At 62.4% G+C, this 13,071-nt stretch carries 13 protein-coding genes; 6 read left to right on the plus strand and 7 right to left on the minus strand.

Features of this window, described 5'->3' with window-relative positions; translation table 11 throughout:
* Positions 1–63: 63 nt before the first annotated feature.
* Genes D3P04_RS09080 through gntR form a run of 4 tightly spaced genes read right to left on the minus strand, consistent with a single transcriptional unit; the run spans position 64 to position 3,989 of the window.
* Entirely contained in the window at positions 64–1,191 is a 1,128-nt protein-coding gene (locus tag D3P04_RS09080) for a fumarylacetoacetate hydrolase family protein (protein WP_119748043.1), read from the minus strand.
* A 6-nt stretch (positions 1,192–1,197) separates the two neighbouring features.
* Positions 1,198–1,950: an SDR family oxidoreductase gene (locus D3P04_RS09085; protein ID WP_119748045.1), complete on the minus strand. Its 753-nt coding sequence runs from the start codon at positions 1,948–1,950 to the stop codon at positions 1,198–1,200.
* Positions 1,947–2,936 carry a D-erythronate dehydrogenase gene (denD, locus tag D3P04_RS09090; protein WP_119748047.1) on the minus strand — a complete coding sequence of 330 codons (990 nt, stop codon included), beginning with the start codon at positions 2,934–2,936 and terminating at the stop codon, positions 1,947–1,949. Before denD ends, D3P04_RS09085 begins: the two co-directional genes overlap by 4 nt.
* 30 nt (positions 2,937–2,966) lie before the next feature.
* A complete protein-coding gene (gene gntR / locus D3P04_RS09095; RefSeq protein ID WP_119748049.1) occupies positions 2,967–3,989 on the minus strand; it encodes an HTH-type transcriptional regulator GntR in 1,023 nt (340 codons plus the stop codon).
* Between the two features lie 219 nt (positions 3,990–4,208).
* Between gntR and D3P04_RS09100 the strand changes: the two genes are divergently transcribed.
* The 6 genes from D3P04_RS09100 (at position 4,209) to D3P04_RS09125 (ending at position 11,068) form a co-directional block, all read left to right on the plus strand.
* The gene (locus D3P04_RS09100; RefSeq protein ID WP_119748050.1) at positions 4,209–4,745 is read left to right on the plus strand and encodes a TRAP transporter small permease; all 537 of its coding nucleotides are present in this window, start codon (positions 4,209–4,211) and stop codon (positions 4,743–4,745) included.
* On the plus strand, positions 4,742–6,022 hold the full coding sequence (locus D3P04_RS09105) for a TRAP transporter large permease (RefSeq protein ID WP_119748052.1): 1,281 nt from the start codon (positions 4,742–4,744) through the stop codon (positions 6,020–6,022). The genes D3P04_RS09100 and D3P04_RS09105 overlap by 4 nt, the downstream gene beginning before the upstream one ends.
* Positions 6,023–6,071: 49 nt before the next feature.
* Entirely contained in the window at positions 6,072–7,100 is a 1,029-nt protein-coding gene (locus D3P04_RS09110; RefSeq protein ID WP_220475293.1) for a TRAP transporter substrate-binding protein, read from the plus strand.
* Positions 7,101–7,170: 70 nt separating this feature from the next.
* A complete protein-coding gene (locus tag D3P04_RS09115) occupies positions 7,171–8,385 on the plus strand; it encodes a mandelate racemase/muconate lactonizing enzyme family protein (protein WP_119748054.1) in 1,215 nt (404 codons plus the stop codon).
* Complete coding sequence (locus D3P04_RS09120) at positions 8,382–9,290, plus strand: DMT family transporter (RefSeq protein ID WP_119748056.1); 909 nt, start codon at positions 8,382–8,384, stop codon at positions 9,288–9,290. Before D3P04_RS09115 ends, D3P04_RS09120 begins: the two co-directional genes overlap by 4 nt.
* On the plus strand, positions 9,287–11,068 hold the full coding sequence (locus tag D3P04_RS09125) for an IlvD/Edd family dehydratase (protein WP_182912793.1): 1,782 nt from the start codon (positions 9,287–9,289) through the stop codon (positions 11,066–11,068). The genes D3P04_RS09120 and D3P04_RS09125 overlap by 4 nt, the downstream gene beginning before the upstream one ends.
* A gap of 117 nt (positions 11,069–11,185) precedes the next feature.
* Here the strand turns inward: D3P04_RS09125 and queE are convergent, their stop codons facing one another.
* Genes queE through queC form a run of 3 tightly spaced genes read right to left on the minus strand, consistent with a single transcriptional unit; the run spans position 11,186 to position 12,974 of the window.
* Complete coding sequence (gene queE / locus D3P04_RS09130) at positions 11,186–11,923, minus strand: 7-carboxy-7-deazaguanine synthase QueE (protein WP_119748060.1); 738 nt, start codon at positions 11,921–11,923, stop codon at positions 11,186–11,188.
* Positions 11,920–12,276, minus strand: coding sequence for a 6-pyruvoyl trahydropterin synthase family protein (locus tag D3P04_RS09135; RefSeq protein WP_119748062.1), 357 nt, complete (start codon positions 12,274–12,276; stop codon positions 11,920–11,922). The genes queE and D3P04_RS09135 overlap by 4 nt, the downstream gene beginning before the upstream one ends.
* Positions 12,276–12,974, minus strand: coding sequence for a 7-cyano-7-deazaguanine synthase QueC (gene queC / locus D3P04_RS09140; RefSeq protein ID WP_119748064.1), 699 nt, complete (start codon positions 12,972–12,974; stop codon positions 12,276–12,278). Before queC ends, D3P04_RS09135 begins: the two co-directional genes overlap by 1 nt.
* Positions 12,975–13,071: the final 97 nt, after the last annotated feature.

The raw sequence follows: 13,071 nt of genomic DNA on the forward strand, positions 1-13,071 counted from the left end.
GCCATTTCAGCCGGATAAGATCGCATGAGATGGATCGGGCACGCGCGACCTGCGTGCCCCTCGCTACAAAAGCCCCGCCCCGGCAAGATCGGCCATGAGCGCGCGCGTGCCATAACTCCAGGCCGGACATTCAGTCGATAATCCGACCGTGTTCACCAAGGCCCCCAATGCCGGGGCCGAGATCGTCACCACATCGCCGATCTTGTGGGTGAAGCCCTGCCCCTGCCCGTCGCGATCCTGCACCGGCGCGAACATCGTGCCCAGATACAGCACCAGCCCGTCAGGATACTGATGATGATCCCCGATCGCCGCCGCCGCCAGCGCTTCCGGGCTGCGCGAGATCTGGCCCATCGACGACGACCCGGTCAGCACGAAACCATCCTCGCCGCTCACCTCCAGCGCGACCTCCAGCGCCTTGACGTCGTCCAGCCCGAAGCCGCCGTCGAACAGCCGGATGAACGGCCCAAGCGCGGCAGACGCGTTGTTATCCTTGGCCTTGCCCAGCAGCAGGGCCGAGCGCCCCTCGACATCGCGCAGGTTCACGTCATTGCCAAGCGTCGCGCCGACTATCCTGCCGGTCGAGGACACCACCACCGCCACCTCTGGCTCGGGGTTGTTCCAGGTCGAGATCGGATGCAGCCCGATCATCGCGCCATGCCCGACACTGGCCATTGGCTGACATTTGGTGAAGATTTCGGCATCCGGGCCAATGCCGACCTCCAGATACTGGCTCCAGACGCCGCGCTCGACCAGCCGCGCCTTGACCGCCATCGCGCCCCTGGAACCCGGAACCAGATCGGACAGATCCTCGCCGATCAGTTCCAGGATATCGCGCCGCAAGGCATCCGCGCGACCCGGATCGCCCATTGCCTGTTCCTCGATCACACGTTCCAGCAGGCTGACGACAAAGGTCACGCCAGAGGCTTTCACCGCCTGAAGATCGACCGGTGACAGCAGCGTGACCGCCTGCGCCTCGCCCGCCAGAATCGCATCCAGATCCGCTACGGGCTGACCCGGTGCGGTCGCCACATAGCCCGCCGGATCCGACATCTCGCAGATGTCGCGCACCGTCGGCGCGGGTTTCGCGGTGATATCCATCACCTGTCCGCCGCGGATCGTCACCACCCGGGGATGCCCGCCCTGTGCCAGCCGCACGCGGCCAAGAAACACTCCGTCGTCAAAGACGCTCATCTATCCTTATCCTCTTCCCACAAATGGCATCTGCGTGGCCATCACCGTCAGGGTCAGCGCATTCGCATCCAGCGGCAGCCCCGCCATATAGCGGACCGCATCGGCGATATGGGCAATGTCGATCGTCGGCTCGACCGCCAGCGAGCCGTCAGGCTGCATCACCCCGGTCGCCATCCGCCGCGTCATCTCGGTCGAGGCGTTGCCGATATCGATCTGCCCGACGGCGATATTGAACGGCCGTCCGTCCAGCGCCGAAGCCCGTGTCAGACCGGACACCCCCGCCTTGGTCGCGGCATAGGGCGAGGCCAGCGGGCGCGGCATCGTAGCCGAGACCGAACCGTTATTGATGATCCGCCCGCCTTGCGGCTGCTGCGCCTTGAACTGGCGAAAGGCGAATTGCGTGCAGAAGAATGCGCCGGTCAGGTTCACGCCCACGACCTGCCCCCATTCCTCGGCGGTGATATCTTCCAGCGGCACCGCGGACGGGTTCATGCCGGCATTATTGACCAGCAGATCCAGCCTGCCCCATCTCTCGATCACCGCAGCGAAAGCCGCGCCTACTGCATCCCGCTGGCCAATATCGACCGGGACGGCCTGCAACCGATCACCCGAGGGATCGATACCGGATGCGGCCTCGTCCAACACCTCCTTGCGGCGGCCGAACAGCGCGACGTGAAAGCCGTCCCCATGCAGCGCCGTGGCGATGGCCTTGCCGATTCCGGTACCCGCACCGATGACGATGGCAACACGCATGCTCATGACGGGATATCTCCGCCAAGCTCATCCTCGATATGGATGCGAATGATCTCGTCAAATGACCCGTCGGCCTGAAACCCCAGCGATATCGCCCGTGCGGCGTCGAAATCCCTGGCCCAGCCGCCAACTATCCCGGCGATCATCGCATCCGGTTCACGCCGGATCAGCGCGACCGCCTTGTCGCCGGCCACGCGCCGCAAAGCCTCGATCTGCTCGCCCACCGTAGCCGACAGGCCCGGCATGTTCAGATTGCGCCTTGCGCCAAGGATGGCCGTGTCCATCTCGGCCGCGCGGATCAGAAAGCCCACCGCCGCGCGCGGGCTTGCATGCCAGTGCCGGACGCTTTCATCGACCGGCAGCACTGCCTGTTGCCCCACCAGCGGCTCGCGCAGGATCGATGAGAAGAACCCCGAGGCCGCCTTGTTCGGCGCGCCCGGCCGGATGCAGATCGTCGGCAGGCGGATGCCGACGCCATCCAGAAAGCCGCGCCGGGAATAATCGGACAGCAGCAATTCCCCGATCGCCTTCTGGGTACCATAGCTGGTAAGCGGCGTCTGGAAGAACTCGTCGCCGATCCGGTCGGGAAATGGCGCACCGAAGACGGCTATGGATGAGGTAAAAATCACGCGCGGACAATAGGGCTGCGCCAGTCCTTCTTGCCGGATCGCCTCGAACAAGTGGCGGGTGCCGTCCAGATTGATCGCATAGCCCTTGTCGAAATCCAGCTCTGCCTCGCCCGAGACGATGGCGGCAAGATGAAAGATGACGTCGGGCCTGCGTGAGATCAGTCCGGGCGCGACCTTGGGGTCGGAAATGTCCACGGCCCGCGCCGAAATGGCGATACCGCCGCCTGTGACCGGCTCGGGCGCGACCACATCCACCAGTTCGATTTGCCGGATCGGCTTACCGGCAAGCGCCTTTCGCGCGATCAGCGCCGAGGTGAGCTTGCGCCCTATCATCCCCGCCGCGCCTATGATCAGGATATTCATGTCTCTGGTGGCCCTCCCCTGCCGTTCCGGTCAACGCGCCGTGCTTTGACGCGCCATCAATTCGTAACCCACGTCGATCACCGCGGGATCAGGACGCTCACCCCGGCCCGCCGCCGCAATCATCTCGATCGCGCGGCGGCCCATCTCGTAGCGCAACGTCCAGATGGATGAGATCGACGGGCATGAGGCCGCCGTGTATTCAAGATTGTTATATCCGATGATCCCGAACTGCCCCGGCACCCGGATCCGCCGCCGCTGGCATTCGAACAGGGCCCCCATCGCCATATCGTCATTGTTGCAGAAAACCGCATCCGCATCGGGCACCATCGCAAGAAAATCGGCGAACATCTCGGCTCCGTGAGTGACCGAGGAGGGCTGCGGCGAGGTATGGATCAGCGCCTCGTCATAAAGGCCCGCGGCCTGCAGCACCTCGACATAACCGTTAAGGCGCCTTTGCGCGCGGGGATCCATCCGCGCACCGATGAAGCCGATTTTCCGATAGCCCTTTTCCAGCAGATGCCGGGTCGCCGCGCGACCGCCTTCGTTCTGGTCGAAGCCGATCATCATGTCGATCGGATCCGGCCCGATATCCATGATCTGCACCACCGGACAGCCAAGGCTGGACAGGATCCGCCGGGTCGCCGGAAGCTGGTCGATCCCTGCCACGATCAGACCCGCAGGACGCTGCGCTGCAAACACCCTGACCAGTTCCTCTTCCTTCCGGGCCGTATAGCGGGAATTGCCAAGCTGAACCTGAAACGCGGTCCCCTCGACGGCTTCGTAAACGCCCCGAAGCACATCGGCGAAGACCTGATTGGTGACCGAAGGAATGATCACGCCGATGATCGAGGTCGTCGCCGAAGCCAGCGCCCGCGCGGCCTGATTGGGCGAGTAGCCAAGCCGGGCAACCGCTTCTGCCACCCGCGCCCGAACCTTCTCTGACACGACGTCAGGAGTCCGCAGCGCGCGTGAAACCGTGATAACGCTTACATCTGCTGCCTCAGCCACGTCTTTCAGCGTCACAGATTTGTAATTATTATTATATTTCTTCATGCACTCCCCCTGACCTTGCCGTATTTCTGCGTCAGGTCGTTGACAATGATATACGCTGTCATTTAACCTCCTGTCCAGCCCGGTACGGAATGGCGCGACATCATGCCCGCCCAGTCATCGGGATCTGCAATGGCGCGGGTGGAAACCGGAGGCGCGCCGAAGGGGAGGATATAACGTGCCCTGCACGACCTTTTTGATCACGGCCGCGAGGGGTCGGGAATGAAGGCAATTGTCAACGGTATCGTCAAGCTCATCGAATTCGTCATCGTGGCCCTTCTGGCCGGTATGGCGCTGATGGTCTTCCTGAACGTGATCCTGCGTTACGGCTTCAATTCCGGCATCGTCATGTCGGAAGAAATGAGCCGGTTCTTTTTCGTCTGGCTGACCTTCATCGGCGCGGTACTGGCTTTCAAGGAAAACGGTCATCTGGGCGTCGAGACGCTGGTGCGGGTGTTCGGGCGGCGCGGGCGCGTCATCTGCATGGCGCTGACCAATATGCTGATCCTGCTTTGCGTCGGAATCCTGTTCTGGGGCACATGGCAGCAGGCGCCGATCAATGCCAGCATGACATCGCCTGTCGCGGGCATGCCGATGATCATGGTTTATGGCGTGGCTTTCTTCACCTCGGTCGGCATGGGGCTTATCGCGGGCTGGCGGCTGTTCAATATCCTGACCGGTCGCGTCACCGATGCCGAAATCGCCGAATTCGTCGGTGATTACGATGATGTGGAAACCCTGATAGGGCGCGGCGAATGACCATCTTCGTTTTTCTGGCCTCGCTTCTGGGGGCCATGGCGATCGGCGCGCCGATTGCCTTCGCGCTGATGTTCTGCGGTGTGGTGCTGATGACCTATATGGGCATCTTCAACCCGCAGATCGTCGCTCAGAACATGATCGACGGCGCCAACAGCTTCATCCTGCTGGCCATCCCCTTTTTCATTCTGGCCGGAGAGCTGATGAATGCGGGCGGGCTGTCGAAGCGGATCATCGATTTCGCGCTTGCCTTTGTCGGCCATCTGAGGGGCGGGCTTGGCGTCGTCGCCATCGTCGCCGCGCTGATCATGGCCTCGCTGTCGGGATCGGCGGCGGCGGATACGGCAGCGCTGGCCGCGATCCTGATCCCGATGATGCGGAACGCGGGCTATGATGTGCCGCGCTCGGCCGGGCTGATCGCGGCGGGCGGGATCATCGCCCCGGTATTGCCGCCTTCGGTCGCCTTCATCGTCTTCGGCGTCGCCGCGAATGTGTCGATCACCCAGCTTTTCCTGGGTGGTATCGTGCCCGGCATCCTGATGGCGGTCGGCCTGCTGGTCGCCTGGCAGATCGTCGCCCGGCGCGACAATGTAAAGGTGCTGCCGAAGCAGGACTGGGCGGCGCGCGGTCAAGCCACGCTTAAGGCAGGCTGGGCATTGATCATGCCGGTCATCATCATGGGTGGTATCCGCTTTGGCATCTTCACCCCCACCGAAGCGGGCGTCATCGCGGCGTTCTATGCGTTGTTCGTCGGGTTGTTCATCTATCGCGAGCTGAAACTTTCCGATCTTTACGGTGTACTGCTGCGAGCGGCCAAGACCACCTCGGTGATCCTGTTTCTGGTCGCCGGGGCCCTGGTCTCGGCCTGGCTGATCACCAGCGCCAATATTCCGGGCGAGATTACCCGGATGCTGGAGCCGGTGATGGATAATCCGATGCTGCTGATGTTCATGATGATGGTGCTGGTCTTCATCGTCGGCACCGCGCTGGACCTGACGCCGACGATCCTGATCCTGACCCCCGTCCTGATGCCGATCGTCAAGCAGGCGGGGATCGATCCGGTCTATTTCGGGGTCCTGTTCGTGATGAACAACTGCATCGGGCTGGTCACGCCCCCGGTCGGCGTCGTGCTGAACGTGGTCAGCGGCGTGGCGCGGGTGCCCATGGGCAAGGTCATCGTCGGCGTCCTGCCGTTCCTGGTGGCCCACACCATCGTCATGCTGCTGATGGTGCTGTTCCCCAGTCTCGTGCTGGCCCCGCTTGAAATTCTCGGCCGCTGACAAGGCGGCAGGGCAGAAACGCTGAAGTCCCAAGGAGGAGGAGGACGATATGGCAACGAAGAAACTTGCACTGAAGAAAACCCTGGCCGCAGGTCTTGCGGCAACCATGGTCGCGGGCCTGCTGGCCCCGGCCAGCGCCGAGATCAGCAAGCGCACCATCCGCGTTTCGAACGGCGTAGCCGAGGATCACCCCAATGGCGAGGGTGTCCGCGCCATGGCGCAATGCTTCGACGAAAAGACCGGAGGCGAATGGACGCTGAACGCGTTCTGGAGCTCTGCTCTTGGCGATGACCTGCAGGCGACGCAGGCCCTGCGCTCGGGCACGCAGGAAATGGTCGTGACATCGTCTTCGCCCATCGTCGGCATCGTGCCCGCGCTTGGCGTTTTCGATCTGCCCTTCCTGTTCGCCAACGAGAAAGAGGCCGATGCGGTTCTGGATGGCGAGTTCGGGCAATATATCTCGGACATGATGCCTGCTGCCAATCTGGTGAATCTGGCCTATTGGGAGAATGGCTTCCGCAACCTGACCAACTCTGCCCGGCCCGTGACCAAGCTGGAGGATTTCAGCGGCATGCGGGTGAGGGTGATGCAGAACAATGTCTTCCTCGACACGTTCCAGACGCTGGGCACCAATGCCACGCCGATGGCCTTTGGCGAGGTGTTCTCGGCGCTTGAGACCGGGGCGATCGATGGGCAGGAAAATCCTTACGTGACCATCGACACCTCGAAATTCTACGAGGTGCAGAAATATCTGTCGAATACGCGCCATGCCTATACGCCGTTCATGGTGCTGTTCTCGAAGACGATCTGGGATCAGTATTCGGAAGAAGAGCAACAGATCCTTGTGGATTGCGCCGTTGCCGGTCGTGATGTCCAGCGAGAGGCCAGCCGCAAACTGTCCGAAGAATCGCTGGCCCGCGTGGAAGAGGCCGGTCTGGAAGTGAACGACATCGACACCGCCGAGATGGAGAAAATCCACGAGGCCGTGCAGGGCGTCTATGAACGTCACGCCGAAGAAATCGGCCCGGAAGTGATCGAGAAGATGCAAGCCACACTGGCCGAGATCCGGGGCGAGTAAGCCCTGATAATCCGCTGGCTGGCCCGGGTTTCGGGCCGGCCGGCATCACGCGCCAATCCCGGATTCTGCCATGAAGATTACTGCCGTTGAAACCCTCAGGCTCAGCGAATTCTCGAATATCGTCTGGATTCTGATCCGCACCGACGAAGGCATCACCGGGTTGGGCGAGACCTTCATGGGCGCCGCCGCGGTCGAGGCCTATATCCACGAAACCGTCGCGCCCAAGCTGATCGGGCGCGATCCGATGCAGATTGAGGCGATCAATCGTGACCTTCTGGGCTATCTCGGCTGGCGCGGAGCAGGTGTCGAGACGCGCGGCAATTCCGCCGTCGACATTGCGCTTTGGGACATTTTCGGCAAGGCGCTTGGCGTTCCCGTCTCGGTCGCGCTTGGCGGCCGCTCGCGCGACAGCGTGCGGACCTATAATACCTGCGCAGGCTATCGCTATGTCAGGGACGCGCGGGCGCAGGCGGTGGCGAATTGGGGGCTGGACCGGAAAAGCGACGGCCCATACGAGGATCTGGACGCTTTCCTGAACGATGCCGGGGAACTGGCGCAATCGCTGCTGGAACAGGGCATCACGGGCATGAAGATCTGGCCCTTCGATATCGCCGCCGAGCGCACGAGCGGCCTCGATATTTCCGCCGATGAATTGCGCACCGCCCTGCAACCCTTCGAGAAAATCCGCAAAGCCGTCGGCGACCGTATGGATATCATGGTCGAGTTCCATTCACTGTGGCGTCTGCCCGCCGCGCAGCGGATCGCCCGCGCCTTGCAGGAATTCGATACCTATTGGCATGAAGACCCCGTCCGCATGGACAGCCTTGAGGCTTTGAAAGCCTATGCGCCGCACAGCCGGGCGATGATCTGCGCGTCCGAAACTCTGGCCTATCCGCATGCGTTCCGCGACTATCTGGCAACCGGCGTGGCGGGGGTCGCGATGCTGGATCTGTCATGGTGCGGCGGGCTGTCCGAGGCCCGCAAGATCGCCGCTTTGGCCGAAGCCCAGCAAATCCCGGTCGCACCGCATGACTGCACCGGCCCGGTGGTCTTCATGGCCTCGTGCCAATTCTCACTGCATGCGCGGAACACGTTGATTCAGGAATCCGTCCGTGCCTTCTATACCGGCTGGTATACCGAGTTGGTCACGGCCCTGCCGCAGATCGAGAACGGTCAGATCACCCTGCCCGACACGCCCGGCCTGGGCATCGAGCTGCTGCCCGATCTCTTCACCCGCCCGGACGCGATCCACCGGCGGTCCACTGCCGACGGCGAAGCCGGATGAACGAATCCGCGGCCACGCCCACCACGATGTCGCCAACCCGGCTTGGCGTGCTGATCATGCTGCTGGCGATGTTCCTGTTCTCGCTGAACGACGCGATGGGGAAATGGCTGGTGGCGACCTATTCGGTCGGTCAGGTTCTGATGCTGCGCTCGGGCGTCGCGCTGGTGATCCTGCTGCCGTTCCTGTGGCGCGCGGGATTGCGGCCGATCCTGTCGGCTGATCGTCCATGGCTGCAATTCGCCCGCGTGGTCTTTTCGACTGCCGAGGTGTTCTGCTTCTACTGGGCGGTCTATTTCCTGCCTCTGGCCGATGTGATGACCTATTGGCTGGCCGCTCCGATCTATGTCGCCGCATTGTCGCCGTTCCTTCTGGGCGAGAAGGTCGGGCGGATCCGCTGGGCGGCCATTGCGCTTGGCTTCATCGGCGTGCTGATCGCGCTGGCTCCTTCGGGCGAGGTGAACCCGCTGGCGATCCTTTTCGCCATCATCGGCACATTGGCATTCGCCGTGATGATCATCACCGGGCGCAGCCTGCGCGGAACGCCTGACACAACGCTGGTTCTGTTCCAGATTCTGGGTGCGCTGCTGGCCGGGATCGTGCTTGCGCCCTTTGGTTGGGTGACGCCGACCCTGCCGGATTTCCTGCTGTTGGGAGCGCTGGGCGTGGTCGCCATGCTGGCCCATATCTGCGTCAACCGCGCCGTGAAACTGGCCGATGCGGCAACAGTCGCACCCTTGCAATACACGCTGCTGCCCTGGGCGATCTTTCTCGGCTGGTTGTGCTTCGATGACCTGCCCCGCCCGCTGACCCTGATCGGAGCGGCGATCATCATTGCCTCGGGCTTTGTCATCTACTGGCGGGAAAACCGCGTGAAATCCCTTGCCGGGATGGGAGAAATATCGTGAAGAAACTGCGGTCACGGGCCTGGTTCGACAATCCCGACAATATCGACATGACGGCGCTTTACCTCGAACGCCACATGAATCACGGCATCACCCGGGAAGAGCTGCAATCCGGCAAGCCGATCATCGGCATCGCGCAATCCGGCTCCGACCTGAACCCCTGCAACCGTCACCATATCATTCTGGCGCAGCGTATCCGCGAAGGTATCCGCGAGGCTGGCGGCATCGCCTTCGAATTCCCGGTTCATCCGATTCACGAGAATTCGAAACGCCCGACAGCAGGGCTGGACCGCAACCTTGCCTATCTGGGTCTGGTCGAGATTCTGTATGGCTATCCGCTGGATGGTGTCGTGCTGACCATCGGTTGCGACAAGACCACGCCCGCCATGCTGATGGCGGCGGCGACGGTGAATATCCCGGCCATCGCCTTCTCGGTCGGGCCGATGCTGAACGGCTGGTTCAAGGGCAAGCGCACCGGTTCGGGCACGATCCTGTGGAAAGCGCGCGAGATGCTGGCGGCGGGTGAAATCAAGAATGAGGAATTCATCGAACTGGTCGCCTCATCCGCGCCTTCGGTCGGCTATTGCAACACGATGGGCACCGCCACGACGATGAATTCGCTGGCCGAGGCGATCGGAATGCAGCTGCCCGGCTCTGCCGCCATTCCCGCGCCGCACAAGGACCGCGCGGCGATGGCCTGGCGCACGGGTAAGCGGATCGTGGACATGGCGCATGAGGATCTGAAGCCGTCGGACATCCTGACGCGCGAGAATTTCCTGAACGCCATCGTGGTCAATTCGGCCATCGGCGGATCAAGCAACGCCCCGATCCACATCAACGCGCTGGCCCGTCATATGGGGGTGGAATTGTCGATTGACGATTGGCAGACCCACGGCCATCACATCCCGCTGCTGGTCAATCTTCAGCCAGCCGGGGAATATCTGGGCGAGGATTACCACCGAGCGGGCGGCGTTCCTGCCGTCGTGAACGAATTGATGAAGAAGGGTCTGATTCACGAAGACGCGCCGACGGTCAACGGCCGGACGCTGGGCCAGAACTGCCGCGAGACGCCGATCCTTGATCATGACGTGATCCGGCCTTTCGATCTGCCGCTGCAATCCGAGGCGGGCTTCCTGATCCTGCGCGGCAATCTGTTCGACAATGCGGTGATGAAAACCTCCGTCATCTCGCAGGAATTCCGCGGCCGCTACCTGAGCAACCCCGATGATCCCGACGCGTTCGAGGGCCGCGCCGTGGTTTTCGACGGCCCCGAGGATTATCATACCCGCATAGACGATCCGGCCCTGGGGATCGACGAATACACCCTGCTGTTCATGCGCGGCGCCGGCCCTATCGGCTTTCCCGGCGCGGCTGAGGTCGTGAACATGCGCCCGCCCGATTACCTGATCAAGCGCGGCATCCACGCCCTGCCCTGTATCGGTGACGGGCGGCAATCGGGCACGTCGGGCTCTCCGTCGATCCTGAACGCCTCGCCCGAGGCGGCGGCGGGCGGCAATCTGGCGATCCTGCAGACCGGCGACCGGGTACGGATCGATCTGAAGGCGGGAACCGTGGATATGCTGGTATCCGACGATGAAATCGGGCGCCGTCGCGCCGGGTTGGAAGCCGCAGGAGGCTATCCTTACCCGGACCATCAGACGCCGTGGCAGGAAATTCAGCGTGGCATGGTCAGCCAGCTTGGCGATGGCGCGGTGCTGAAGCCTGCCGTCAAATATCAGCGCATTGCCCAGACCAGGGGCCTGCCACGCGACAATCACTAAGGCTTTCACGGCCCGGCTTCAAACGTCCGGTTTTCAGGCGGCAGAGCAGTGTTTGCGGTGGCGGGACCGCAGGGCTATCCGGGGGTCCTTGCAGATAGCGATCAAGTGATATCGCGGTCAGACGCCACGTTTGTTGCCCCAGATCAGGACATGCAGCTGTGGCAGGACATGTGCCGCAAACCACCGCTCTGCGATCACCCGATCGATCAGCCAGCCCATGCGACCAAGAATGCCTTCGGTGTCGATGCAGGCATCCATATCCTCTGGCCCCGGCGGGGTGTGATTGCCCGGTTGCAGATAGACCGGCAGATATGGAAACCGGGCGGCCACCTCGCGGGCATAGGCGAAATCCGCCTCATCGAAGATCACGAATTTAAGCGCGATGCGCGGCTTCGATGCGGCGGCCTTGACGCAATCCCCCAAAGCATCCCAATCGGTCGTCATTGCGCTAGAAGGCGGTTTCGGGCTTAGAACCAGCATATCCAGATCGGAAAACCAGTCCCGGCTGACCGAGCCTTGCGTCTCCAGCGCGAACCGATAACCCTTGGCCTGCCCCTGCCGGATCAGTGGCCCAAGGGGCTGGATGGCAGGGTTTCCGCCCGAAAGCGAGACCATCAGGGGGGCGTCCCCGGAAAGCGCGCGCACTCTGGCCAGAATCTCGGCAGTGGTCATTGGCCGCCAGTCCGCGCGAAAACGGGAATCGACGGCATGCAGGCTGTCGCACCAGGAACAGCGGTAATCGCAGCCGCCTGTGCGCACGAATACCGTGGGCTGGCCGATCAGCGCGCCTTCACCCTGAATGGTCGGCCCGAAGATCTCGCTTACGCGGATCGTTTCGGAAGCGGATGCGCTCATGGCCGGTACTCGGCCCAGGTCTTGGGCGTCTCGCTAACCCTGACCGCAACGGTTTCGGGCAGGCGCGACTTGCACCAGTCGTAGAAATGCCGGGCCAGACATTCGGCGGTGACCGCATCATGGCCAAGCACCTCGTTCAGGTGGCGATGATCGAAATTCTCGTCGAGATATCGCTTGAAAGGGGCCAACTCGTGATAATCGCGCACGAAACCGAAACTGTTCAGCTTTGCCGCGGCAAGCTCGACCACCACGATATAGTTATGGCCGTGCAGCCGCGCGCATTGATGATCGGGCGGCAATTGGCAAAGCTGGTGCGAGGCGGAAAAGTGGAATTCCTTGGAGATCCGGAACATCAGCGCACACCGCCCTTCACGGCGTGGCGCCAGAAATCGGCATCTTCATAGGCAGTGGGATCGGCAATGCCGGCAAGATCGAAAGCCTCGCGGCGCTCGACACAGGTGCCGCATCTGCCGCAATGGATATCACCGCCCTTGTAGCAGGACCAGGTTTGCCCGAAGGGCGTGCCGTGGCGGGCGCCGTCGGTCACGATGGCCGATTTCGGCGCATTGACGTAAGGCGCGAACAAGGTGACATCCGCATATCCCTCCAGCGCATGGCGCTGCATGGTCCGGAAGGCATCGATAAAGCCGGGGCGGCAATCGGGATAAATGAAATGATCGCCTCCATGCACAGCGGTCGCCACCGCATCCGCGCCCCGGGCGGCGGCAAGGCCGAAGGCGATGGCAAGCATGATGGCGTTGCGATTGGGCACCACGGTGATACGCATGGTTTCTTCCGCATAATGCCCGTCGGGTACAGCAACATCGTCCGTCAGAGCCGAACCGGACAGGCTGCGGCCAATGTCGCGAATATCGATGGTCTGGTGCGGCACCCTCAGGCGGACGGCACAGGCGGCGGCGAAGGCGATTTCCTTGCGATGTCTCTGACCATAATCGAACGACACGAGCCCAAGCAATTCATGCTCGGCCGCGACCCTGTGGGCAAGAGAAACGGAATCCAATCCGCCAGAGCAGATCACGATGGTTTTCATTCGGCTATCCTTGTTTTGACCGGGTAGGCTGCGACCGGTAGTCTGCGGGCAGCGATACACTGCGACGACAGGGTATGTGAAGGCGAAATTTGCAGCG

Source organism: Paracoccus onubensis (assembly GCF_003591515.1).
Taxonomy (GTDB): domain Bacteria; phylum Pseudomonadota; class Alphaproteobacteria; order Rhodobacterales; family Rhodobacteraceae; genus Paracoccus; species Paracoccus onubensis.

Bases quoted from the DNA above. Each gene is read 5' to 3' on its own strand.
- D3P04_RS09080 (WP_119748043.1), bottom strand. From the start codon at position 1,191: ATGAGCGTCTTTGACGACGGAGTGTTTCTTGGCCGCGTGCGGCTGGCA.
- D3P04_RS09085 (WP_119748045.1), bottom strand. From the start codon at position 1,950: ATGAGCATGCGTGTTGCCATCGTCATCGGTGCGGGTACCGGAATCGGC.
- denD (WP_119748047.1), bottom strand. From the start codon at position 2,936: ATGAATATCCTGATCATAGGCGCGGCGGGGATGATAGGGCGCAAGCTC.
- gntR (WP_119748049.1), bottom strand. From the start codon at position 3,989: ATGAAGAAATATAATAATAATTACAAATCTGTGACGCTGAAAGACGTG.
- D3P04_RS09100 (WP_119748050.1), top strand. From the start codon at position 4,209: ATGAAGGCAATTGTCAACGGTATCGTCAAGCTCATCGAATTCGTCATC.
- D3P04_RS09105 (WP_119748052.1), top strand. From the start codon at position 4,742: ATGACCATCTTCGTTTTTCTGGCCTCGCTTCTGGGGGCCATGGCGATC.
- D3P04_RS09110 (WP_220475293.1), top strand. From the start codon at position 6,072: ATGGCAACGAAGAAACTTGCACTGAAGAAAACCCTGGCCGCAGGTCTT.
- D3P04_RS09115 (WP_119748054.1), top strand. From the start codon at position 7,171: ATGAAGATTACTGCCGTTGAAACCCTCAGGCTCAGCGAATTCTCGAAT.
- D3P04_RS09120 (WP_119748056.1), top strand. From the start codon at position 8,382: ATGAACGAATCCGCGGCCACGCCCACCACGATGTCGCCAACCCGGCTT.
- queE (WP_119748060.1), bottom strand. From the start codon at position 11,923: ATGAGCGCATCCGCTTCCGAAACGATCCGCGTAAGCGAGATCTTCGGG.
- D3P04_RS09135 (WP_119748062.1), bottom strand. From the start codon at position 12,276: ATGTTCCGGATCTCCAAGGAATTCCACTTTTCCGCCTCGCACCAGCTT.
- queC (WP_119748064.1), bottom strand. From the start codon at position 12,974: ATGAAAACCATCGTGATCTGCTCTGGCGGATTGGATTCCGTTTCTCTT.